We start from the raw sequence: 22,975 nt of genomic DNA, 5'->3' as shown, positions 1-22,975 counted from the left end.
AATACTTTAGCAGCGCACGATCTTCGGAGAGTCGATCGACCGCGTGGCATTTCTGGAATCTACGACCAGCTTCGCCTGGCTGACAATCTCACCATAGTTGTAGAGCGAGTGGTCGGTGAGGATCAGAACGCAGTCGAACCGGTCGAGATTCTCAATCGGCGTCGAGCGCATGTGCAGATCGTAGTGACGGCCGCGCCCTACCTCCGGGAAGAAGGGATCGTTGTACTCCACCTGCGCTCCCGCCTGGCGAAGCTTCTCGATCACGATCAGCGAAGGAGACTCGCGCAGGTCGTCCACGTCGCGCTTGTAGGCAACGCCCAGCACCAGCACCTTTGCTCCCTTTATCGCAACGCCGTTGCGCTCAAGAGCGCGAGCCGCGCACTGGACAACATACGCAGGCATCGCCTCGTTGACCTCACCCGCAAGCTCGATGAACTTCGCCTGGACGCCGAACTGCTGGGCCTTCCAGTTCAGGTAGAACGGATCGACAGGGATGCAATGTCCTCCGACACCGGGGCCGGGATAGAAGGCCTGGAAGCCGAAGGGCTTGGTCGCCGCGGCCTCAATGACCTCCCAGATATCGATGCCCATCGGACCGCAGAGCTGCTTCAGCTCGTTAACCAGCGCAATGTTGACACAGCGGTAGATGTTCTCGAGCAGCTTGGTCATCTCCGCCGCCGCAGGGGAAGACATGGGAACCGTCTTGCGAAAGACGCTGCCATAAAGCGTTGAAGCAGCAGCCGTGGCGCGAGTATCCACGCCTCCAATCACCTTCGGGATCTCGCGGCGTGGCGTAATCATGTTGCCCGGATCTTCGCGCTCCGGCGAGAAGGCCACCATCACGCCATCCAGCTCATTCGAGGGCGCAGCACCATTGCGAAGAACCCGTACGCCCTTGCCCGCGCCATGACGATTGATCGTCTCGACGACGATCTCTTCGGTCGTGCCGGGGTAGGTCGTGCTCTCCAACACTACCAGCTGACCCGCGCGCAGGTGAGGAGCAATGGACTCAATCGTCGAGACCACGTAGCTCATATCCGGTGTATGGTCTTCATTCAGGGGCGTGGGCACGCAGATCAGCACGGCGTCCATGCCGGTGATCTCCGAGAAGTCCGAGGTCGCACGGAAGCCGCTGGCCTGTGCCGCCTGGATATGGTCCGTCTCAATGCGATGAATGTAGGAGTCGCCCGCATTCAGGGTCGAGACCTTCAAGGCGTCGATATCGAAGCCGGTAACGCGAAACTTCTCTTCGCTGAACAGCAGGGTCAGGGGAAGCCCCACATAGCCCAGTCCGATAATGCCCACTCGTGCGGTGCGGCGATCGATCGCCGCCAGCCATCCATCCAGCCCTGTTGTCGTTGTTGCTGCGAGATTCGTTGGTGTCACTCTATCCCATCTTTCTAAGCAACAAATTCCTCGCGATACCATGCGACGGTGCGGCGCAGACCCTCTTCAAAACCGACCTCGGGTGCATAGCCCAGGGCTTCTTTCGCTGCTGTGATATCGGCCAGCGAGTCGCGCACATCTCCTTCGCGCTCAGGACCGTATATAGGTGGATGCTTGAACCCGGTTAAGGTTGCGAGAAGCGCATACGTTTCGTTAAGTGTATGACGCTCTCCACAGGCGATATTAAACACCCGCCCGGCAACCCGATCTCGAGGAGTCTCCATCGCCAGCAGGTTCGCCTGCACCACGTTCTCGATATGCGTAAAGTCGCGACCCTGCCCGCCATCGCCAAAGATCGTCGGCGTCTCGCCCCGCATCATCATCAGGATGAATCGCGCCATCACGCCCGAGTACGGCGAGTCCGGAACCTGGCGCGCGCCGAAGATGTTGAAGTAGCGCAGGCACACCGTCTCAAGCCCGTAGACCCTCCAGTAGGCCTGCATATAAAGCTCACCGGTAAGCTTCTGTACCGCATACGGCGATAGCGGCTGAGGGGCCATCGTCTCCACCCGCGGAAAGCCCGGCTGATTTCCATACGCGGAAGAAGACGCTGCATAGACGACGCGCTTTACCCCCGCCAGGCGCGCGCCTTCGAGCACATTAAAGGTGCCGCCGATATTGATCTCGTGGCTCGGCCGCGGCTCCTTTACGCTGCGCGGAACGCTGGGCAGCGCGCCCTCGTGGAAGATGTAGTCCACGCCCTCGCACGCCTTGCGAACCGCGTCCGCATCTGCAAGGTCCACCTCATGCAGCTCGATCCTGTCGCGCACAGGCTCCAGATTCTTCCTGAGTCCCGTCTCGAAGTTGTCGAGCACCCTGACCTGGTCGCCTCGCTCAAGCAGCGCGTGAACCAGGTGCGAGCCGATAAAGCCCGCTCCGCCGGTAATAAGAAAGTGTGCCAAGACTTAAGAATATCAGCCCGCGAAATCGAACCCCTTCTGCCGCGGAAGAATCTCCATCTGCTGCATATATAGCCTGGAGTTGAACTTCCGTCCGGTCGAAGCTCCCGACATATAACGAATCTTGCCGAATACCGGCCGCTCGTTCCATGCGCGGTCGAACTTGCCCAGGATGGCCCATGCCAACCCCGCATATCCATTCGGGTCGCGGCCATCCAGAAAATACTTATCGTTCAGATGGATTGCATGGCGCATGGCGGTGCTGATATCCGGACTCCACTCCAGGATCTTCTTGGCCCAGTACATCCGCATGACGTTATGCATCCAGCCATGGTGCAGCATCTGGCTCTGCGCCGCGTTCCACAGGGGATCGTGCGTCTTCGCGCCTTCAAGCTGGCTTAGCGTGTAGGTGAATTCGCGCTCATCGCGGGCGTGCTCGGCGATGGTCTTCCGGGCCCATGGCTCGGCACACTCGTCTGCGTCATAGTGCTTCGTATAACGCACAAAGTTCACCGCCAGCTCACGCCAAACGATCAGCTCGTTGAAGAACGCATCCCTCGCCGGATGCAGCCGCGGATGCTTCTTCACCGCAGCCTCGACCGCCAGCGCGATTGTCAGCGGACCGATGTGGCCAAAGTGAAGGTACGGCGACAGGCAGGAGGTTCCATCCTGCTCGGGGCGATTGCGCGATGCCTCATAGTCCGGCAGAATCTTCTCGACAAAGTGATGCAGCCGCCTGCGCGCAGCGTGCGTTCCGCCTGTCCACGCCTTCACCGGAAGCACGCTGCGATCCAGATCCCTCCAGCCCCGCGTGATGTCCTCGTCCAGAACATCGCCGTGAAATCCCCTGGGCCTCTTCCACTCGTGTTCGGCCTTCAGGTTCTCGTATGGCTGCAGATAGTCCGGCAACAAGCGGTAGAGTCTTGGCCGCATCGTGTATGCGCCGTACTGTGCCCGCTCCATCAACTTCGAGGGCACGACGACATCAGCATCCACCGTCCAAAACGGAATGCGCAGCCGTGAAGCGAGCTCACGCCGCCAGCGTTCCGGTTCGCGCAACGGATTCTCGTCGCCAATCACCATCGCCGCCCCCACATCGGCGAACAAGTGCTCGTGCGACTCATGCGGCGACCGGCGCATCACAAATGCAATCCCGCGCTCCGCCAGGTCTTCCTCGATGTCCTTCAGGCCCTGCTGCAAAAATGCATAGTGACGAAGATTGGCGTGAGGAAAGTTGGAGATGGCCGCGAAGTACGTCACTAGCGGCAGCCCCAGCACATTCGCCGCCTTCACGGCGACATCGACGGCATGATTGTCCCTTCCGCGCTGCGCCCGTTGCATCCAGTAGACGACGCACCTGCCATTCGGATCGGGTTTACCCGGACGACGCACCGTTACACGCGTATCGTCTGTCAGCGCGTTCAGCTCGGCCGAACCGCCTTCTATCTCGCGGTCCTCCCGCGCCTCGCCTCTCGATCTTCCCATCCCGAATGCCCCTTTGCGGATCAAACTTATCTGGAGAGATGCAAAGCGGAGTGCAGGAAGATACTTCCCTGATCCCGAGTCAGACGCAGCCATCTCAGCCGGCGTCGTTCACCCGGCTCAGGCGGCCCTTCTGCAGATGGAACTCTTCCCCGCGCCACACCACCGTGTCACCCGCAAAGCTCCACAGCCAGAACCCGAAGGCGAGCAGGTCGCGCAGCGGCAGCAGCCAGAGATCGCGCAGCACCTGTCCGTCATGCAGCACACCCACCCCGACCGACAGCGCCACCGAGACGCGGGCCAGCAGGGCCAGGCTCAGCAGCGTGAAGCTCCACAGCGCAAAGCCGCTGGAGACACAGGCAAAGATAGCCCACGGCAGACAGAACGTTATCCCCAGCCCCACGTATCCCAGCTTGCGGGAATCGCGCGTCGAGCGCGCCCAGCGGAGCTGATGATCGGAAAAGCCCCGAAAGCTGTACGACGGAACCGAGGTCTCCACCACCTCGTCCGACAGCTCGACCCTGTATCCGGCCCTGGCAATCCGCACACCCATCTCGTAGTCGTCAGCCAGATACTCCACCAGCGACCGCAGTCCGCCCGCCTCGACCAGGGTGGTCTTCGTTGTCGCCAGCGTCGAACCCAGTCCGAACCGGATGCCGCCCTCGAGCTTTCGCGCCGTAAGCACCCCGGCAAAGAAATCCGTCGAGATCCCCAGAGCTTCCAGCCGCGACCACAGGCCCGCGCCCTTCTCCGGCGTGTGACCCACGTAAGGCGCCGTCACCAGCCCTACGGGCTTTCCGGCCGGATGCGAGCTATCCCGGAAGCAGCTCATGATCCGGCCCAGATAACGGGGCGAAACCAGTATGTCGCTATCGTTGATAACGACATACTCGTAGCGCGCCTCTTCCAGCATCTGTACCAGGTTGCTCACTTTGCCGCTGGTTCCCAGCCGCTGGGTGCACTCGATCAGGCGAATGTCGATCGCGGGAAACTCCGCCTTCAGCCGCTCGATCTCCGGAACCGCGGGATCGTCCATGCTGGAGACGCCAAACAGGATCTCGAAGCGCCCGGCGTATTGCTGCCTGCAGTGGCTCACAAAGCCGGCATACATTCTCTGGTCGATCCCCTTGACCGGCTTCAGGATGGAGACGTCAGGAGCAAACTCCTCCGCGCTGCTGCGCCTGCGGCAAGCCCGATGAAAGTCGCGCGCACTCCAAAGCACCAGCGCCATGTAGACGATCCCGGCCAGTGCCAGCAATGCAGTGAGGCCCTCGATGCAGTTTGCCAGCATCCCTCTAGTCTAACGGGTTCGCAATTCTCGACACATTAAGAGGAAGCAAGGATCAGCAGGATCTCGAACAAACACCTACGCCCTGAGCGGAGCGGATGCAGTCAGGCCTTCAAAAAGAGGTGTCGTCCTGAGCGCAGCAAAGCTTTAACAAGGTGTCCTCCTGAGCGGGGCGCAGCGCAGTCGAAGGAACCGCAGTTTGCCTGCTCAGTCGGGAATCCAAGCCCTACCCTACTCGTACCGCAGCGCCTCAATCGGGTTGAGGTTCGCTGCCTTCCACGCCGGATAGATCCCAAAGACCAGTCCGATCGCGCAGGAGCACAGAAACGCCAGCGCAACCCACAGCAGCGACACCGTCGACGAGAGGACAAAGCTCAGCCCCACGGCGATGGCGCTGCCCAGCAGGATCCCAATAATCCCGCCCAGCGCGCACAACGTCACGGCCTCAAGCGTGAACTGCGTGAGGATAATCCTCTTGTTCGCCCCAATCGCCTTCCTGACGCCGATCTCGCGCGTTCGCTCCGTCACCGAGACCAGCATGATGTTCATCACGCCCACGCCACCCACCATCAGGCCGACAGCAGAAAGCCCGAACATCAGCAGAAACAGCGAGCCTGTAATCTGCGTCCACAGCCGCGTAATGGAATCGGACCCGAAGATCGCGAAGTTGTCCGCGGCCTCGTTGCGCACCTTGCGGCGGCGGCGCAGCAGCTCCGTAATGCTGTCGATCACCGCCGCCTTATTCTTCTGGTTATCGAACTTCACGCTGATCCAGTAGTCCAGCACTTCGGGATGCAGTTTATGGAAGGTCGTGATGGGGAAGTAGGCGAAGTTATCCTGCGGATTCTTTCCTCCGCCAAAGGCCGCCTTCTGCTTCTCGAGTGTTCCCACCACGGTAAAGGTTCGGCCCTCAATCTGGACCTCCTTGCCGATCGGGCTTTCCAGGCCGAAAAGGTCCTCCGCCGTATCATGGCCCAGCACCACCACGTTGGAGGCGCGCTCCTGGTCAGTCTCGTTGAAGTAGCGCCCCTCATGGATGTCCCAGTCATAGACATCCTTCGACGAGGTGGTGTCACCCTCCAGCGAGACGCTCTCCACCTTGTGGGTACCGTACTTCGCCGTCACCGATCCGGCGTTGAACTGGAAGTTCTGATAGCGCAGCGAAGGAGATACCGCGACCACGTGCGGAAGCTGTGCCATCGCCTCCGCGTCCTCCATGGTGAGCTGCTTGCGGGTCAGCATTTCCGTCGTGGGCCGCACGCCGATCACAGGGAAGCGAAACACCCAGATGACGTTCGTCCCCATGGCCTCCACCATGCCGGAAACCCGCGAATTGAGCCCATTAATGACCGAAGAGATCGCAATCACCGTCACCACGCCGATCACGATGCCAAGGATGGTCAGGGCCGAGCGCATCTTGTTGGCGCGCAACTGGTCGAACGCCATCTTGACCGCTTCTCTCTGGTCTCCAAGATTCATCGTTTCGCCTCTCCCCGGCTTCTGCTTGTCAGTGTCCTGTGTCTGGTGCTCGCCACAAAGAAATGCGTGGCATCTAAATAAGTGTCATCCTGAGCGAGTATCTCGCAGTCTTATCGCGAGATGCGGAGTCGAAGGATCTGCGGAAGCGATGCTCCTTGACTGGAACGAATTCGGATTCGCCACACGACCTCCTGGTATCGAGCACCCTACATCTCCGACCGCAGCGCGACGATGGGGTCCAGATCCGCCGCCTTGCGTGCCGGATAGACCCCGAAAAAGATTCCTACCCCTGCCGCTACAAACAGGCCGGCAAAGATGCTCCAGATAGCAACCGTCGACGGGAATCCGAGCAGAACCGTGACGACCTGGGCCACGCCCATGCCTAAGATCACTCCGAGCGCTCCCCCTGCCATGGCCATCGTGCCCGACTCAATGAGGAACTGGATCAGGATGTCACGCCGTTTCGCTCCCAAAGCTTTGCGCACCCCGATCTCTCGCGTCCGCTCCGTCACCGAGACCAGCATGATGTTCATGATGACGATTCCGCCCACCACCAGTGAGATTCCCGCGATAGCGACCGCAACTGCCTCAAAACCCTGGCTGATGCTCTTCCACAGACCCACAAAGGTGTCGCTGGTCTCGAGGGTAAAGCTGTCTTCCATGCCCGGCCTGTCATGGCGGTCCGAGCGCATTAGCTGGCGCGCCTCGTCGGTCGCGGACTCCAGCACCTGCTCCCCGCCTCCGGCCTTCGCATAGATCGTCAGGGTCTTCGCCGTCCCGTAGGTCTTCTGGAAGGCCGACAGCGGCACCGCGACCCAGTTGTCCTGGCTCTGCCCCAGCGTCTTGCCCTGCTTTTCGCCCAGACCAATGATCGTGTAGGGTACGCCGTCCACACGAATCTCCTTGCCGATGGGATCCTCCCCCTTCAGCAGGTTCTCCTGGATATCGGACCCAATCAGGGCAACATGCGAGGCATGCTCATCATCGGTCGGCGTAAACCCGCGGCCCTGAACAATGTTCATGTTCTGCATCTCAGGCATCGCATAGGTCTGTCCGCGAATGACGGTGTCGGTCGACGACTCGGTCCCGAAGACGATCTTGCCGGTCACCGTCTGCTGGGCGCCAACCTGGGCGCAGTGCCTGCAGTTCTCAGCAATATAGAGATAATCGTCCAGCAGGATGTTCTTGCGCTTCTGGAACTGGCGGTACTGCTCGTAGCTGGTGATGATCTGGGGCTGCTTGCTGATGGTAAAGGTGTCGGCGCCGTAGCGATTGACCTTGCTGGCCACATACACGTTCGCTCCGTTGACCAGCGTCACCACCGCAATGACGCTGGCCACGCCGATGACGACCCCGAGCAGCGTCAGGATGGATCGCAATTTGTTTGCCCAAAGGGACTGCAGGGCAATTTTGACGGCTTCCTTAAATTCCATAACCCTGGTTCCGGAACGTCCAGTCTACCCGCTCCCCGATGGAATTACGCGCAAAGTGTGACGAGTGTTCCTGTGGCAGGGCTGGTTGGGGCGTTACTCGGTGGGACCGACTTGCCTGGGGCGATAGATGCGATCTTCCCCTCTTCTGTGTCATTCCGAGCGAAGTGCGAAGCACGCAGCCGAGGAACCCCCGCATTTCGGGATGCTCGATCGGGATAAATCCTCCAGCGCGAGGCGATCGATTGAACGAGCAAAATGCGGGGGTCTCTACTGCGTCCTTCGGGCCTCCGGTCGAGATGACCTTTGCCGGGGCCCTCACCCGACCGAAATCGGCAACGGATGCCGCCTCGGAGGACTGCTCCGCGCCAGGCACGCCGACAGCGCCTGTTTAGCCGCCGACAGCCGCTGCTCCGCCGCAGCCTCATCCGCCTCCGCGTCCTTGATCTGCTGGCGCAGGAACGGTTTCTGGGAAGCAGGCGCGTTCTGAAACTCCTGCTGCAGGTTCGCTACCATCTGCTTGGCCGATTGCACATCCGCCGTTGCAGTGCTCACGGCAGCGCGCTCATCCACACAGAGAACCGCGGCTATGCCTAACGTCCCCGTCACCTCGTAGGAATCCTTCGGGGTGAGAGCCTTCTCCGCCGCATAAATAATGCCGTTGTCGCCGGAGAAGAGAAACTGGAAGTCCTTCCATCCGCCCAGACCGATCACCTGCGGGGTATCGACGTCCCCCGTGCCGTTGCGAGTGTAATCGCGATAAAACAGCAGCTGCCCCTGCTGGTCCACCGCATAGATAATCCCATCTCCCCCGGAGAAGAGGAACTGGAAGCTCTGCCAGCCGCCCAGACCAATGACGCTCGGCGTGTTCACATCACCGGTGCCGTCCTGCGTTGTATCCCGGTAGAACAGCAGGCGGCCCTGCTGATCCACGGCATAGATAATGCCGTCTCCGCCCGAAAACAGAAACTTGAAGCTGTCCCAGCCTCCCTGCCCGATCACCTGCGGGGTATCTACATCCCCCGTGCCGTTGCGAGTGTAATCGCGATAGAACAGCAGCTGACCCTGCTGATTGACCGCGTAGATGATTCCGTTGCCGCCCGAGAACAGGAACTTGAAATCAGCCCAGCCGCCAAGCCCGATCACGCTGGGCGTGTTCACGTCGCCCGTCCCATCCTGGGTCGCGTCGCGGTAGAAGAGGAGCTGCCCCTCCGGGTTGACCGCGTAGATAATGCCGTCTCCTCCTGAGAACAGGAACTTGAATCCCGCCCAGCCTCCAAGCCCGATCACCTTCGGAGTATCGACATCTCCGGTGCCATTGCGGGTGTAATCGCGATAGAACAGCAGCCGGCCGCCCAGCGAGCCTCCAATCTGCAGCGAAAAACCGGTATTGACGAGATTCGAGAATGACGTCGTCGTACTGTCGATCGGGCTGTCCAGCGTCAGAATCCCCGTCGCAATCTTGATCTTGTCCGTGGTCGAAAGGCTGTTCTTGATCCCCTGGGTCACACCCGCGGTAACGGCGGTCTTGATATCGGTCTCGGCCTGCTCCACGGTTGCGGGATCGTCGGAGTTCAACTGCAGCAGATGGCTGGCAATCCCATCCCGCAGCGATGTCAGGAAGGAGCGATATCCTGCCTGCACGGCATAGCCGGGGCTCTCATTGTCCTGCCACAGCGCAACCGTGACGATGATGACGTGGTTCGACAGATCATCGTCAAAAGGCCGTAGCATTACCCCCACCTTGGAGGGAATATCGACGGTATCGCCGGGCTTCATTCCTCGCTTCAGGATCGTGTGGGAGTCACCGTCGTAGATTCCGAGGACCCCTACGCTGGCTGTGTCTTTGCTGACCCACAGCATGGCAGGCCAGAGGTAAGGCGAAGAGCCTCCCGACCCCTGCCCCTCGCGGTTGCAGTGCAATGTATTCAGAGTGATCGTAATGGTGTTTTCCATGGCGTGTCTCCTCGGGCAAAAAAAGAAGTTCCTTCTGCGGGGCCTGGAATCTGTCCTACGCCGTTCGGTCGTCTCCGGTGGCGTGATGGGGAATGGTGCCGAACATCATACGCGCACGGCATAGCCCCTGACTCCGCCATTTTCCCGTCAATAAACGCGATACACTTAAAATTGCAGGCGGCCGGATGATCGCTGCCGGGCCATGCGCAAGCGTGGTCCGGGGGAGGAAAGTCCGAACTCCGCAGGGCAGTGTGCCGGATAACGTCCGGGACGGAGGTTTCAAGACCTCTGGACGGCCAGTGCAACAGAAAACATACCGCCTCTGGCGCAAGCCAGCGGTAAGGGTGAAAAGGTGCGGTAAGAGCGCACCGCACGTCTGGTAACAGACGCGGCATGGTAAACCCCACACGGAGCAAGACCAAATAGGCAGGGATTTCGCCGCTCCTCTGCAGGCGGCGATGGCGTATCGGCCCGGTGCGCCCAGGCGCAGAGATTTCGCGAGCGAAAGCTCAAGGAAAGCCGAAACCTGCGGGTAGGTTGCTGGAGCGGCGCAGTAATGCGTCGCCTAGAGGAATGATCATCTAAAACAGAATTCGGCTTATGGGCCGTCTGCAAAAACTATGGCCCCGGCGATCGCAAAAACGATCCCGGGGCCATCACCACACCGTAATCGTCATTCTGAGCGCAGCGAAGAATCTCTGTTTCCTTTGAAGGATTCCGGAACCTGGAAAATCCATTCAGGAAAGCTTCCCCGGAAGATGTCGATCCCAGAGGCCTCATCGCCAGCTCACTGGAAAGCGATCTCTCTCAGGCGTAAAGGGGGAGAGATCCTGGTTGAGATATTGTTGAAAGATCGACTCCTCTGAGGTCTTCGTCTGCATGTTTCGTTCCCTGGCTGTGATGTGTCTTGCGTTCGCTCCGTCTCTGTTATCTGCGCAGACCCGAAAGGCGCAGGATGAGACTCTTCATCTCAACCAGATTCAGGTCGTCGGAACCCACAACAGCTACAACATGGGCTTCGCGCCCAGCGAGGGGAAGTACTTCGAGCAGCACTATCCCAAGGCATATCGCGGCGTGGAGTACCACCATCAGACGTTGACACAGCAGCTGAACGCAGGCGTGCGGCAGCTGGAGCTGGATATCGTGCAGGACCCCAAAGGCGGACGCTTTGCACATCCGAAGATCGTCGAGCTGACGAAGGAAGCGGGGCTTCCGCCAGATTCGGACTTCGATCCGAAGCACGAGTGGCTGAAGCCGGGCTTCAAGACGTTGCACCTGGGCGACCTGAACCAGAGGAGCAGCTGTGTTTTATTCACCTCGTGCCTGAAGGAGATTCGCACCTGGTCGAAGGGGCACAAAGGGCATGTGCCGATTTTTCTGCTGATCGAGGACAAGCAGGGCCGGCTGGGCCCTATGCAGGGCGCGGTGACCGCGGAGCCGTGGACCGCGGCCACGTGGGACGCGATGGATGCGGAGATCCGCTCGGTCTTCAAGGAGAACGAGATCATCACTCCCGACAAGGTGCGTGGAGGCGCGGCGACGCTGGAAGAAGCCGTACTGGCTGGCAGGTGGCCGACGCTGAAAGAGGCCCGAGGCAAGGTGGTCTTCCTGCTCTACAACCGCAGCTCGGCTCCGGCGTATCTTGAGGGCCACGCCATGATGAAGGGCCGCGTGCTCTTCGTGAACGGCCGGCCGGGAGAGCCGGAGGCTGGCTTCGTCGAGCAGGACAAGGGAACGGCGGACGAGATTGAGGCGCTCGTGAAGAAGGGTTACCTGGTGCGGACGCGGGCGGACTTCAACACCGACCAGGGCCGCACCAACGACACCACCCGCAAGGACGAGACGCTGAAGAGCGGAGCCCAGATGGTGAGCACGGACTTTCCGGTGAGCGAGCCTGCTCCATGGACCGGCTATTCCGTAGCGCTGCCGGGTGGCGTGGCGGCACGGTGCAATCCAGTGAATGCTCCGAGCGGATGCAAGGATGCGTGGGTGGAGGGCAAGGAGCGTTGACGGGTAGTTTTATTTTGAAGCGGCGAGAGAAGAGGTCTTGAAAGAGATCCTCGTCCGGCTTGATGCGGCAGGGATTCCAGAAGATTTTCTGCTGGATCGGAACAGGAGAGCACCGCAAGAACGCGTTGTTCGGTCGATGCCGAGATTGCGAGTTTTCCCCTGAGAGTTGAGGTTTTGCAGTCGAACGGCAGATCCTTCGACTTCGCTGCGCTTCGCTCAGGATGACACAGTTTGTTTCGTGTTTGAGCTTTCGCTCAGGAGGAGAGTTATTTCAGATTCGAGCTTCGCTCGAATGATTCCACATCTCAAAATCGAGATGTGGGGCACCCGGCACCCGGCACCCCAAAGAAGTGTCATCTCGACCGAAGGCCAAAGGGCCGGAGCGGAGAGACCTCCGCATTTTGCCGGTACGGGCACTCTGTCTCAAGCGAGGCAAACCATTCCAACCAGCATCCCGAAATGCGGGGGGGCCTCGACTTCGCGCTAACGCTCTCCGCTCGGAATGACACATGATCGGGAATCCGAGCGTCATCCGCATATGGCTCAACAAAAGCTGGCGTTTTGCGACAACGACGAGGACTTCTTGCGACTAAGACGAGAACTTTTTAACAGCTCAACTGTAGAAAGAAAACCGTTAGTGCGCCTCAGGCGCCTTTGGCTTACCCCAGACGCTATCCAGAAACAGATACCGTTCGCGGTGAGCGTCGGGTTTGGCAGCGCTGGTCTTGTCGAGGTGCATGACCTGCCACTCGGTAGGGCCGTAGGTGGGCCACTTGGGCAGGCCGGAGCCATTGGGATCTCCGGTGCGGGCGAAGTTGGTCCAGTAGGTCTGCATCTGCTCGGAGAGTTTGCGATCCTCGGGGCGCCACATGGCCTCGGGGCGGGAGTCGAGAGTGCCGAAGACGTACTCGATGTCGTCGGAGTGGAAGGCTCCGGCTGAGGTGGTGTGGAAGCGGTCGCCGGGGTTGCCGAGCGCGAAGTAGTAGCGATAAACGGGAGCCTTACCGGTCTTGACCTGCTCTTCGAGCCACTTCCAGGTGGAGTACGCGATGAACTTGTCGCCAGCGTAATCCGCGGCGGAGCTGAGGGCCTCGGTCTCGTTGGCGTTGGGGTAGACCTTGAGGAACTCTGCCGACTGGCCGGGGAAGTCGTGCTCGGCCTCGACGGCGAATCCGGCGGCGGAGAAGGTGTTCAGGCTGCCGGCGATTCCGCCGCGGCCCTCATCGGCGTTCCATCCGGCAAGCGTGGGGACGTGCGCCTCTTCACCGGCGGCGTAGATGGCGGCGACGGATTTGGGCAGGAACCAGCCGTCGATGTCAGGGCCGAAGCGTGGCGTGCCGTTCGGCGCGCGCAGAGGCCGCATGATGTCTTCCGTCGACAGGCGGCGCAGCTTGGCGAGGTCGCTGGTCCCGTAGAGGGTGACCGCGGCGGCGGGGTCGATCTTCTCGCGCTGCTCACGCGGAAGGTCTGCCGGGCGTGAGGAGGCGATGGCGCCCCCGCTCTCGCCAATGGCGTGCTTGATCAGGTCGCGCGACATGGGCGAGGCCATGTGGAAGTTGACCGAGAACGATCCGGCGGATTCGCCGAAGATGGTGATGTTGTCAGGGTCGCCACCGAAGGCGGAGATGTTGCGCTTGACCCACTGGATGGCGGCGTTCTGGTCCATCAGGCCGTAGTTGCCGCTGGCGTGGTGGGGAGATTCGGCGGTGAGCTCGGGGTGGACGAAGAAGCCGAAGATGCCGAGCCGGTAGTTCATCGAGACGACGACCACATTCTTATGCGCGAGGAACTGGCCGTCCTGGCGGCCCTCGGAGGTGGTCCCGCCCTGGAGTCCTCCGCCGTAGATCCAGACCATGACCGGAAGTTTGCCGGGTTGGGCGTTGGCGGGGGTCCAGACGTTAAGGGTGAGGCAGTCCTCGGAGGCGCCGGGGTCGTGGAACATCATGTCGCGGAAGATGGAGGCCTGCACGCAGTGGTAGCCGAAGTCGTGCGCCGACCGGACGCTGGTCCATGGCTCAGCGGGAGCGGGCGGAGCCCAGCGCAGCTTGCCGGTAGGCGGCGCAGCGTAGGGGATTCCTTTATAGGCCATGACCTTTCCGTCCGTGGTGGCTTCGCCCTCTACGGTTCCCTTGTCGGTCTTGACCTGAGCGGGAATGGCGGCGAAGACGGCGGTGGAGGCAAGGAGCAGGGCAGCAGCGAAGACTTCGCGACGGAGGAAAGGCATAGTTTGGTCTCGGCAGAATAGTAGTACAGATGGATGGATTAAAAGAGTGGGTGATCGATATCCAGCGTCTTTGTCTTGAGCCAACTGTTGCTTGCTCCTATTGTCGCGAATAGCTCCTTGGCTTCTTCGTAGGAGATTCCCTTAGCGAAATGGACCGGCATGATGAGGCTTCGAATCATTATGCCGATCGCTGGATACTCCTTGTCACTTCCTTTTAGATAGCCTAGCTTTTCCACTTCGGAGCACGGGAAGGTGCGAGATCTGTTTAGCCCGGCAAGAGTTCTCTTGAAGGTTATTGTGTCTTTGGCTACATGCATCTCGCTCGCTCCGAATTGGACATCGCAAACGTTGTAAACAGCGTAAGTTCCGCCCGCCGCAATCGCCCCTGCTCGTAGACCGCTGTGACGAATCAATAAGTCGGCCAATGTGGCGAATATGAGGGAACCCAAAATGCGATAGACCGTAAAGGGTTGTCGATCGCCCGAGATCCTGACGATGAACTCTTCTCCTTGCCAAAAACTCTTTATTCGCATCACGCAAATTGTACGAGCAAGGATTTAACAATCTTCCATCGATAGAGGACTTATGCCACTGCTTCGGTTGGCTTCGGCTCCATCCACAGCTTGCCTGCGGCTGCTAACAGAAGCACGACAACGGCGCAGAGAGCGAAGATCTGGCGGACGCTGATGTAGTCCGTCAGAACTCCGCTTAGGACGAAGCCGCCGATCTGGGCGGCGAAGATGATGGACATGAAGGTTGAGCCGACGCGGCCCATCAGCTCCGGCGGGGTGGCCTGCTGGAAGAGGGTCTGCGAGGGCACTATGATTCCGGCGACCGAGAAGCCGACGATCAGGTTGCCGACGATGGCCGACCAGATGTACGGAAGCAGCGTGAGGATGATGAGGCCGACGGCGATGCCGCAGAGTCCGCCGTAGACCTGCAGGGTATCCGAAAGCTTTTGCCGAAGGTGTTGAGGCCGTTGATTCCGATGAGCATGCCGAGGCCGATCATCGCGGCGACGATGCCGAAGGCGCGGGTGGAGGCGTGCAGCGAGTCGCGCACGTAGACGGCGATGAGGGGGGCGAAGCAGCCGAGGACGAATATTCCCGCTGCCATGGCGAGGATGACGAAGAGAAGGGCGGCGTGGTGCAGGATGAAGTCGATTCCCTGCTTCATGTCGCGGCCGATCCTGGCGATGGCGGAGGTGTTGGCTGAAGGATTGGAACCCACCTTAGCCCGCTTCGCGGTCGAAGATGGGGCACCCGCTTCCATGGCGGTGAGCTTTTCGGTGGCCACGAAGGTCAGTGAGGCGATTAAAGCAGCCGAGCCGAAGATTCGATATTCGACGCGGCTCTGGAGATGACTTTTCTGGGGCGGCAGGTTCTCCAGGTACTACCAACGTAAACCTTCGCAGGTGTATCTTCGTTAGCACCTATGCGTATTGAAAAATGGAAGCTGTTACCTTCATTCGCCGCCCTGACGTTTGCCGCCACCCTCTCCGCACAACAGGTGGGCGTTCCTCCTGAAAACGCCACGATGAAGCATCAGGACACGGAGGTCTACTCGCCCGTGCCTCCGGTGGTCACGCCGGGCAAGACGGATGCGGATCCGCCCTCGGATGCCGTGGTGCTGTTTGATGGCAAGGATGAGGACCAGTGGGTCTCGGCCCAGGACCATACACCGGCAAAGTGGGTTGTGCATGACGGGATCCTGACGGTCAGCAAGGAAAAGGGCGTCGGCAACATCGAGACCAAGAGGAAGTTCAAGGATTATCAGCTGCACGTCGAGTGGAGGATTCCGGCCGACATTACGGGAAGCGACCAGGCGCGCGGCAACAGCGGCGTCTTTCTGGCCTCGACCGGGCCAGGTGACGCGGGCTACGAGTTGCAGGTGCTGGACAACTACAACAATAAGACCTACACCAACGGCCAGGTGGGCAGCATCTACAAGCAGGCCATTCCGCTGGCGAACCCTGCACGCAAGCCGGGCGAGTGGCAGACGTACGATATCGTCTGGACGGCGCCGCGATTTAAGGAAGACGGCTCCGTCGAGACTCCGGCCTACGTCACGGTGTTTATGAACGGCGTTCTGGTGCAGAACCACTTCCAGCTGAAGGGTCAGACGCTTTATGTGGGCAAGCCCTACTACAAGAAGTACGACGAAGCTCCCATCAAGCTGCAGGCACACGGCGACAAGAGCGAGCCGATCAGCTTCCGCAACATCTGGGCGCGGGACATCAAGCCGTTGCAGTAGATGTGAGTCAGCGGGTGAGATTGATGAGAAGGGCACGAATTTTCGTGCCCTTCTCATTTTTTGTCCGGCAATACCTGGAATCAAAACTACTCAGCCCCAGGGATCGTAGCTGCCGACGTGCCACAGGTATCCCTCCGGGTCTCGACAGGTGAATCCCTTGCCCCCATAGGGCTTTTCTTCCAGATCGAAGACCATCTCGGCGCCTGCCGCCTTTGCCTGCGCGTAGGCCGCATCGCAATCGTCTACCACCAGGTAGACACTACGGGTCTCGCGCCCGCCGACCTCATCCGGCATGGCTGTCCATCTGGCGTAATCGTTCTGCTTCTTCTGGGCGGAACCCAGCATGATCATGCCGTTTCCAAAATTCAGCTGGGCGTGCATTACGAGGTCTTCTTCCATGTGGACGGCATGCTTCTCGAATCCCAGAGCCTTGCAGAGCCATTCGATCGCAGCCGGACAGTCGCGATAGCGCATGCCGGGGATCACTGCCGATTTCGTATTTTTGGCCAACGTCATGATGTGGATTCTCCTTTGCGGTTGCCCACCGGCCAGTTGGTTTTGCCGCCGTGGTGGAAGGCGAGGTTGCCGATGTGACCGGCGCGCGCGCAGGCAATACCAGCTTCGACAGGAGCATTTGGATCCTTGCGGCTCCCCATGCACTCGAAGAAGTTCCTCATGTGGTCGATAGTTCCGTCCTCGAAGCTCTGTTCTTTAAGGACAGGGTTGCGATCGCCCTTCAGGCCCTCGTGATAGACGCTCATACCGGAGCGGTTGATCTTGAGCGTAGCCTCGGTGCCGCGAAACTCCAGCCCACCATCGTCGATGGAGGAGGCCATCATACCCTCGTAGACGACATCGAAGCCGGGATAGCGGAAGGCCGCCTGGATGGTGTCGGGGCAGTCCCACGTCTTGTAGGTGTACTTGTCACCCAGCATGAATGCCATGGATGGCTCATCTTCCTTCATGGCCCAGTGCACGACGTCGATCCAGTGGGCAAAAAGGTCGGTCATGGCGCCTCCGCCAAAGTTCCAGAACCAGCGCCAGCGAAAGTACTTCTCCAGCGAGAAGGGCTGGTCGGGTGCGCCGCCGAGCCACTGGTGCCAGTCGAGCTGCGCCACGTCGATCGGCTTGGGCACCCAGCTGAAGCCGTAGTTCTGCCACCAGTAGGTCCGCACCTGCCTTACCTCACCCAGCGTGCCGCCCTGAATGAGATTGACGGCATTGCGAAAGTGGCTCCAGCTCCTTTGCTGCATGCCGCACTGCAGAACCTGCTTGCTGGAACGAACCGCCTTCTGCAGCGTTGCTCCTTCTTCGAGCGTGTGGGTCACCGGCTTTTCGAGATACACGTCTTTGCCCGCGCCGAGCGCGGCGGTCGCGATGCGGACGTGCCAGTGGTCGGGCGTGGCGATGAAGACGGCGTCGATGGTGTTGTTGTCGAGCACCTCGCGAAAGTCCATGTGAGTAGTCGCTGTGGTCGCATTGGCGCGGGCCTTTACCTGATCGCGTCGGGGAGCGTAAACATCGCTGACGGCAACGATCTCAAAGGGTGTGCCGCAGGCGTCGGCAGAGGCGAGCAGTTGGCCCATGCGGCCACCTGCGCCGATCACTCCGACACGAATCTTGTCATTGGCGCCCAGCGCGCGGGTTGCGCCCAGCGCGGTAAGACCGCTGGCGATCAGAAAGCTGCGACGGGATGGGGTAATAGACATGGCTCTCCTCAGATCATTTTTTGATTCGGAAGGATGGTATCAGAGGTCACATGTGGAGATTGGGACTGCAGGCAGTTCCTCAACCGGGCCTGATGTGGAACGAACTCTATTTTCCGATGCAGAAGCTCGAGAAGATCAGGTGCAGAATGTCGTCAGCAGTCGTGGCTCCGGTCAGGCGGTCGAGCGCGCCCAGCGCATCGTAGAGATCGACCAGCAGAACCTCATGCGGCAGTCCTGCACCCACGCCTTCGCCTGCACGGCCCAGCCCGGCGAGCGCATCTGTGACCGCCTGTCTCTGCCGCAGATTGGTGATCAATGCTGTCTCCTGGCTGGATGCGCCATTGGTTGCAATCTTCAGGATCGCCTTTCGCAACTCTTCGATACCCTCGCCCGTGATCGCCGAGGTTCGCACAACCGGAATGCTCTGCTGCAGTTTCAGATCAGACATTCCTCTTTCGGGGGTTTCCGGATCAGACGTGCATAGATCCAGCTTGTTGGCGGCGATCAGCACCGGTCTTCCTGTCATCGAAGCCAGCGTGCTCGCATCTTCAGGGTGCGGATGCGGGGATGCCCCGTCCAACACCATCAGAACAAGATCGGCATCGGCCATCGCCTCGCGCGACTTTGTAATCCCGATACTCTCAATCTCGTCGCTGGTCTCGCGCAGGCCAGCGGTGTCGATCAGCTCGACGGGAATGCCTTCGATCGCGACTCTCTCGGTCACCAGGTCACGCGTGGTTCCAGCCACCGGGGTGACGATAGCGCGGTCGCGCTCCACCAGCCGGTTGAAGAGCGATGACTTGCCCACGTTCGGCCTGCCGACAATCGCAAGCCTGAGGCCGTCATGCACCAGTCGCCCATATCCGAAGCTGCGTTCCAACTCACGCAGAGGAGCTGCCACGGCTTCCAGCCGCGCTGTGATCTCCTTGGCGGGCATAGTGTCGATGTCGTCTTCGGCAAAGTCCACCCCGGCTTCGAGTCCGGCGATCAGAGCAATCAGCTGGTCCTTAATAGGAGCGACCCTGCGCGAGAGCGAGCCACCCATCTGCTGCGCAGCAACGCGAGCCTGATGCAGCGTATTCGCATCGATCAGGTCACGGACAGCCTCGGCCTGGGTAAGATCCAGCCGTCCGGAGAGAAAGGCCCGCTCCGTAAACTCGCCCGGCTCGGCGAGCCGCGCTCCTGCCCCCAGTGCGCGCTCCAGCGCATAGTTCAGCAGCACGGGAGAGCCGTGCATCGCGATCTCAACGATATCTTCCGAGGTGTATGAGTGCGGCGCAGCGAAGAAGGTCACGACGACCTCATCCATGACTTCGCCGGTGGAAGGATCGACAACGTGCCCAAAGCGAGCACGGCCAGGCTCCAGCGGCTGCGCCAACCGGACCATCCTCTCCGCAATCGCCCTCGCACGACTTCCGGAGAACCGGACGATGCCAATGCCGCCGCGGCCGGGAGGCGTGGAGATGGCGGCGATGGTCTCCATCTCCAATACTTGCTGCGAAGAGAAGGAGGCATGCGGACTGGTCATACAGAGAGTATGGCAGAGCGGAAAGAGGAACTTCCTGCGTCTCAGGGGAGATGACTTTCAAAAGATAAAATATTTCACAATGGTTATAGGCAGCCGTACATCGCGCTATTTAGAATAGGCCGGACCCAAAAACCTGATGATGGAAGGACGTAAAACGCAATGTCACTGAAAGGCGTGTTTGCCGGATGTTTGCTTGTATGTTCGATGGCTGCGACCGGGGTCGCGCAGGAGAGCTACTTTACCAACTGGCCTTCGGGAACCAGTCCCCAGGAAGTAGGCAAGCACCTGGCCGATCACTTCGTCACCAGCCCGCACCAGTACACCAAGACCATCCATTACTCCGAGGTCTGCACCTGGTATGGCGCTCTGCAGTTTGCGGAGCTGACGCACGACACCGCCCTGCGCGATGCGCTGATCAAGAAGTTTGAGCCCCTGATGCCCGGTGGAGCCGAGGAGGCGCGCCGTCCCGTCCGTCACCATGTCGACGACTCCATCTTCGGTGTCGTTCCGCTGGAGATCGCACGTGAGACCAAGGATGCGAAGTTCCTCAAGGAGGGTGTGTGGTGGGCCGACCGCCAGTGGGAGAATCCGCAGCCGGATGGCCTCTCCGCTGAGACCCGCTTCTGGATCGACGACATGTACATGCTGACGATGCTGCAGCTTGAGGCCTACCGCGCGACCGGCGACAAGAAGTATCTCGACCGAGACGCCAAGGAGATGGTGGCCTATCTCGATAAGCTGCAACAGCCGAATGGCCTCTTTTATCACGCGCCCGATGTGAAGTACTTCTGGGGCCGCGGCGATGGATGGGTGGCCGCCGGCATGGCCGAGATGCTGACCGAGCTGCCGCAGAACCATCCCGACCGCGCGCGCATCATGAAGGGTTACAAACTGATGATGGCCTCGCTGCTGAAGTACCAGGGCAAGGATGGCATGTGGCGTCAGCTGATCGACAAGGACGATGCGTGGCCCGAAAGCTCCAGCTCCGCGATGTTCGCCTTCGGCATGATCACCGGCGTCAAGCATGGATGGCTGGACGCAAAGACCTACGGCCCAGCGGCCCGCAAGGCGTGGATCGCCGTCGTCGGCTACGTCGACCAGAACTACGACGTGACCCAGGTCTGTGAGGGAACAGGTAAGAAAGACTCGCTCGAGTACTACTACCAGCGCAAGCGCCGCACAGGCGACTTCCACGGACAAGCCCCGGTGTTGTGGTCTGCCGATGCCCTGCTGCGCGAGGGCGTGAAGTAGGCAGCCGGATAAGACGCCTAACAACGAAAAGGGCTCCCTTCAGGGGAGCTCTTTTTGTTGTTCTTACAATCCTTTGGGCTGCATCCACATAGAGACCTGCTTTCCACAGGTGTCATCCTGAGCGGAGCGCGCCAGCGCTGAGTCGAAGGATCTGCGGTGTGGGATGGTAGTTGAGGCCGGTAAACCGCAGATCCTTCGACTCCGCTTCCCGCGATAAGACCGCGAAGCTTCGCTCAGGATGACAGCTACCCGGAGAAAGTCAGAAGTGTGTACTCCGAATCGACTGCCATCGTGCATTTTCGGGTAACGAATTTCCGATGCATGTGGATATACCCTATCGCAGCCGGAAGTTCACCCGTACCTGCGTGACCGCCTGGACCGGAGTTCCGTTGATCGTGTAAGGCTTGTATCTCCACTTCATCACGGCCTCTTCCGCTGCAGACCGCAGATGGGGATCTCCCGAAACGGCACGGGCGTACTCAACGGCCCCTGTCCTCGAGATCACGGCCTCCACCTCGACGGTGCCTTCGATCCCCCTCGTTCTTGCATCCTCCGGATAGACCGCAACGCGCGATGAAAGCAGGTTCGCGCTCATCACGGAAGAGGACACGCGCACCGCTCCCGGTTCAATCGGCATGGCCTCAGGACGAGCGACCCTGCGATAGTTTTGTGCATCGGCGACCGCGCGCGAGCGCCTGGCATTCTGCTGTGTCCCGGCTGGGTTGTGCTGCTGTGACGGCTCGGGCAAGGCCGACTGCGGATGATCGCCTGCCTGCGAGGGCTGCAATATGGGGGCCCGCTCACCTGGTGCAGGTGCAGGCGCGGAGGACTGAGGCTCGTTGCCGTTCTGGCCACCCGGCTGGTTGCTCGCCTGCCCGGACTGACTGGCAGGCTGGGATGATGGCGATGCGACGTCATGCAGCTCTGCGCCAAACAGGCCGATCTTGTTCAGCATCGCCGCCTTCGCGCTCGCAACCTGGTCACGCCCGTAGCCCTTATGCAAAGCGAAACCCCCAACGATAAGCGCCGCCACGAGGACGATCAGCAGGATGGTTCCAACGCCGATGCGACTCGGGTTCTCCTCTGCATACTCGGCCAGCGGGACATGGATGGAGGGATCGTCGTCCGCATCGCGCGGGACGAAGCCGCGATGCGACAACGTGCTGTGCTGCGAAGGCTCGAAGACGCCGCGCTCCTCCAAGATACGCATCGGTCTCCGGGGCGAGAGAACCGGTTCTGCCGTGGGCAAGGATGCCGACGAAGACGCAGGCTCCCGCGTTTCCGCCGCATACCTCGCGGTGGCGGCCCTTTGCGCCTCTTCCGAAACCTGCTGTGCGGCAACAGACGAAGATGCATCCTGTGGAACAGGACTTGCCTGAGTCTCCTTCTCCGCAGCAGTCGCCTGCTCTCGTGCCTCGCGCCGGAGCTGATCCATCGCTGCCAGGGCTGCAAGCTGATTGCGTAACTCGCGGCTGGTCTCTTCCAGCCGTCGCAGCGCCTCTTCGACCGAATGTTTCGTCTCAGCGGCAGCTGCCACACGGGATGTCTCCGCGCTACGCTCCGCTTCAACACGGCGAGTCGCTTCTGTCAGTGGAAGATGCTCAGCAGGCGCCTCGACAGACGGCCCACCCGCTGGCGCGCTCACCTCTTCTTCCAACAATCCGGCGTCGACATCCACCCCGGCGAGCAAATTCTTTAATCCGGCGGTCACGACCTTCTCGTTCAGTGGCAGCTCAGAGATCGTCTTTCCCGACGAGCCTTCGACGATCATGGCCAGCATCTCGTCGTCGCTCAGCGTGCCGCGCTCGCGCGCACTCAGGTCGCCCACCATCGCCCAGAAGTCCATGGCGAAGTGGCGATTTTCCTTGAGCGCAGCCATAAACTGGCGCAAATCTCCCGCCTGCCCGCAGGGAACCCGGTGCATATCACACAGCGAACGAAACCGCTTCACTGCCTGATCGTGATTTTCCTTCTCTTCCAAAACGAGCGTCATCCTTCGGTCCATCACTGGCATCTATCT

At 60.3% G+C, this 22,975-nt stretch carries 18 protein-coding genes and 1 other RNA gene; 4 read left to right on the top strand and 15 right to left on the bottom strand.

Annotation, left to right across the window (positions count from 1 at the left end; all coding sequences use genetic code 11):
• Positions 1 to 6 precede the first annotated feature (6 nt).
• The 7 genes from GWR55_RS14545 to GWR55_RS14515 form a co-directional block, all read right to left on the bottom strand.
• Positions 7 to 1,386 (bottom strand): nucleotide sugar dehydrogenase, encoded by a 1,380-nt coding sequence (locus GWR55_RS14545; protein WP_370521149.1) that lies wholly within the window; start codon positions 1,384 to 1,386, stop codon positions 7 to 9.
• A 14-nt stretch (positions 1,387 to 1,400) separates the two neighbouring features.
• Positions 1,401 to 2,348 (bottom strand): SDR family oxidoreductase, encoded by a 948-nt coding sequence (locus GWR55_RS14540; RefSeq protein WP_162402901.1) that lies wholly within the window; start codon positions 2,346 to 2,348, stop codon positions 1,401 to 1,403.
• A gap of 12 nt (positions 2,349 to 2,360) precedes the next feature.
• Positions 2,361 to 3,830, bottom strand: a complete 1,470-nt coding sequence (locus GWR55_RS14535; protein ID WP_162402900.1) for a deoxyribodipyrimidine photo-lyase — start codon at positions 3,828 to 3,830, stop codon at positions 2,361 to 2,363.
• A gap of 94 nt (positions 3,831 to 3,924) precedes the next feature.
• On the bottom strand, positions 3,925 to 5,118 hold the full coding sequence (gene hpnI, locus GWR55_RS14530; protein WP_162402899.1) for a bacteriohopanetetrol glucosamine biosynthesis glycosyltransferase HpnI: 1,194 nt from the start codon (positions 5,116 to 5,118) through the stop codon (positions 3,925 to 3,927).
• 228 nt (positions 5,119 to 5,346) lie between these two features.
• Complete coding sequence (locus GWR55_RS14525; protein ID WP_162402898.1) at positions 5,347 to 6,594, bottom strand: ABC transporter permease; 1,248 nt, start codon at positions 6,592 to 6,594, stop codon at positions 5,347 to 5,349.
• 206 nt (positions 6,595 to 6,800) lie between these two features.
• Positions 6,801 to 8,027, bottom strand: coding sequence for an ABC transporter permease (locus GWR55_RS14520; protein WP_162402897.1), 1,227 nt, complete (start codon positions 8,025 to 8,027; stop codon positions 6,801 to 6,803).
• Positions 8,028 to 8,342: 315 nt separating this feature from the next.
• Positions 8,343 to 9,980, bottom strand: coding sequence for a tachylectin-related carbohydrate-binding protein (locus GWR55_RS14515; protein ID WP_162402896.1), 1,638 nt, complete (start codon positions 9,978 to 9,980; stop codon positions 8,343 to 8,345).
• 173 nt (positions 9,981 to 10,153) lie between these two features.
• Between GWR55_RS14515 and rnpB the strand changes: the two genes are divergently transcribed.
• Positions 10,154 to 10,597: RNase P RNA component class A (gene rnpB, locus GWR55_RS14510), an RNA gene on the top strand.
• A 262-nt stretch (positions 10,598 to 10,859) separates the two neighbouring features.
• Positions 10,860 to 11,990: a phosphatidylinositol-specific phospholipase C1-like protein gene (locus tag GWR55_RS14505; protein ID WP_162402895.1), complete on the top strand. Its 1,131-nt coding sequence runs from the start codon at positions 10,860 to 10,862 to the stop codon at positions 11,988 to 11,990.
• A 634-nt stretch (positions 11,991 to 12,624) separates the two neighbouring features.
• Here the strand turns inward: GWR55_RS14505 and GWR55_RS14500 are convergent.
• The 4 genes from GWR55_RS14500 to GWR55_RS19340 are packed head-to-tail and all read right to left on the bottom strand — an operon-like array spanning position 12,625 to position 15,510.
• A complete protein-coding gene (locus tag GWR55_RS14500; protein ID WP_162402894.1) occupies positions 12,625 to 14,214 on the bottom strand; it encodes a carboxylesterase/lipase family protein in 1,590 nt (529 codons plus the stop codon).
• 38 nt (positions 14,215 to 14,252) lie between these two features.
• Positions 14,253 to 14,747: a hypothetical protein gene (locus GWR55_RS14495; RefSeq protein ID WP_162402893.1), complete on the bottom strand. Its 495-nt coding sequence runs from the start codon at positions 14,745 to 14,747 to the stop codon at positions 14,253 to 14,255.
• 50 nt (positions 14,748 to 14,797) lie between these two features.
• Positions 14,798 to 15,091: an MFS transporter gene (locus tag GWR55_RS19345; RefSeq protein ID WP_238398781.1), complete on the bottom strand. Its 294-nt coding sequence runs from the start codon at positions 15,089 to 15,091 to the stop codon at positions 14,798 to 14,800.
• The gene (locus tag GWR55_RS19340) at positions 15,064 to 15,510 is read right to left on the bottom strand and encodes a hypothetical protein (RefSeq protein WP_238398436.1); all 447 of its coding nucleotides are present in this window, start codon (positions 15,508 to 15,510) and stop codon (positions 15,064 to 15,066) included. Before GWR55_RS19340 ends, GWR55_RS19345 begins: the two co-directional genes overlap by 28 nt.
• A gap of 138 nt (positions 15,511 to 15,648) precedes the next feature.
• Between GWR55_RS19340 and GWR55_RS14485 the strand changes: the two genes are divergently transcribed.
• The gene (locus tag GWR55_RS14485) at positions 15,649 to 16,467 is read left to right on the top strand and encodes a DUF1080 domain-containing protein (protein ID WP_162402892.1); all 819 of its coding nucleotides are present in this window, start codon (positions 15,649 to 15,651) and stop codon (positions 16,465 to 16,467) included.
• A gap of 90 nt (positions 16,468 to 16,557) precedes the next feature.
• Here GWR55_RS14485 and GWR55_RS14480 read toward each other — a convergent pair whose 3' ends face one another.
• The 3 genes from GWR55_RS14480 to mnmE all read right to left on the bottom strand — a co-directional run bounded on the left by GWR55_RS14480 (position 16,558) and on the right by mnmE (position 19,704).
• Entirely contained in the window at positions 16,558 to 16,983 is a 426-nt protein-coding gene (locus tag GWR55_RS14480) for a VOC family protein (RefSeq protein ID WP_162402891.1), read from the bottom strand.
• Positions 16,980 to 18,176, bottom strand: coding sequence for a Gfo/Idh/MocA family protein (locus tag GWR55_RS14475; RefSeq protein ID WP_162402890.1), 1,197 nt, complete (start codon positions 18,174 to 18,176; stop codon positions 16,980 to 16,982). Before GWR55_RS14475 ends, GWR55_RS14480 begins: the two co-directional genes overlap by 4 nt.
• Positions 18,177 to 18,282: 106 nt before the next feature.
• Positions 18,283 to 19,704: a tRNA uridine-5-carboxymethylaminomethyl(34) synthesis GTPase MnmE gene (gene mnmE / locus GWR55_RS14470; protein WP_162402889.1), complete on the bottom strand. Its 1,422-nt coding sequence runs from the start codon at positions 19,702 to 19,704 to the stop codon at positions 18,283 to 18,285.
• Positions 19,705 to 19,908: 204 nt separating this feature from the next.
• Here mnmE and GWR55_RS14465 point away from each other — a divergent pair, with 204 nt between their 5' ends.
• Entirely contained in the window at positions 19,909 to 20,955 is a 1,047-nt protein-coding gene (locus GWR55_RS14465; protein ID WP_238398435.1) for a glycoside hydrolase family 105 protein, read from the top strand.
• 334 nt (positions 20,956 to 21,289) lie between these two features.
• Here the strand turns inward: GWR55_RS14465 and GWR55_RS14460 are convergent, their stop codons facing one another.
• A complete protein-coding gene (locus tag GWR55_RS14460) occupies positions 21,290 to 22,969 on the bottom strand; it encodes an energy transducer TonB (RefSeq protein WP_162402887.1) in 1,680 nt (559 codons plus the stop codon).
• Positions 22,970 to 22,975: the final 6 nt, after the last annotated feature.

Source organism: Edaphobacter sp. 12200R-103, from assembly GCF_010093025.1.
In the GTDB taxonomy this organism is placed as follows: Bacteria; Acidobacteriota; Terriglobia; order Terriglobales; family Acidobacteriaceae; genus Edaphobacter.
The sequence above is the reverse complement of the archived record's forward strand: the minus strand, read 5'-3'. Positions and strand labels throughout refer to the sequence as shown.

Bases quoted from the DNA above. Each gene is read 5' to 3' on its own strand.
- GWR55_RS14480 (WP_162402891.1), bottom strand. From the start codon at position 16,983: ATGACGTTGGCCAAAAATACGAAATCGGCAGTGATCCCCGGCATGCGC.
- GWR55_RS14535 (WP_162402900.1), bottom strand. From the start codon at position 3,830: ATGGGAAGATCGAGAGGCGAGGCGCGGGAGGACCGCGAGATAGAAGGC.
- GWR55_RS14460 (WP_162402887.1), bottom strand. From the start codon at position 22,969: ATGCCAGTGATGGACCGAAGGATGACGCTCGTTTTGGAAGAGAAGGAA.
- hpnI (WP_162402899.1), bottom strand. From the start codon at position 5,118: ATGCTGGCAAACTGCATCGAGGGCCTCACTGCATTGCTGGCACTGGCC.
- GWR55_RS14475 (WP_162402890.1), bottom strand. From the start codon at position 18,176: ATGTCTATTACCCCATCCCGTCGCAGCTTTCTGATCGCCAGCGGTCTT.
- GWR55_RS14505 (WP_162402895.1), top strand. From the start codon at position 10,860: ATGTTTCGTTCCCTGGCTGTGATGTGTCTTGCGTTCGCTCCGTCTCTG.
- mnmE (WP_162402889.1), bottom strand. From the start codon at position 19,704: ATGACCAGTCCGCATGCCTCCTTCTCTTCGCAGCAAGTATTGGAGATG.
- GWR55_RS14525 (WP_162402898.1), bottom strand. From the start codon at position 6,594: ATGAATCTTGGAGACCAGAGAGAAGCGGTCAAGATGGCGTTCGACCAG.
- GWR55_RS14515 (WP_162402896.1), bottom strand. From the start codon at position 9,980: ATGGAAAACACCATTACGATCACTCTGAATACATTGCACTGCAACCGC.
- GWR55_RS14495 (WP_162402893.1), bottom strand. From the start codon at position 14,747: ATGCGAATAAAGAGTTTTTGGCAAGGAGAAGAGTTCATCGTCAGGATC.
- GWR55_RS14485 (WP_162402892.1), top strand. From the start codon at position 15,649: ATGCGTATTGAAAAATGGAAGCTGTTACCTTCATTCGCCGCCCTGACG.
- GWR55_RS14465 (WP_238398435.1), top strand. From the start codon at position 19,909: ATGGCTGCGACCGGGGTCGCGCAGGAGAGCTACTTTACCAACTGGCCT.
- GWR55_RS14500 (WP_162402894.1), bottom strand. From the start codon at position 14,214: ATGCCTTTCCTCCGTCGCGAAGTCTTCGCTGCTGCCCTGCTCCTTGCC.
- GWR55_RS14520 (WP_162402897.1), bottom strand. From the start codon at position 8,027: ATGGAATTTAAGGAAGCCGTCAAAATTGCCCTGCAGTCCCTTTGGGCA.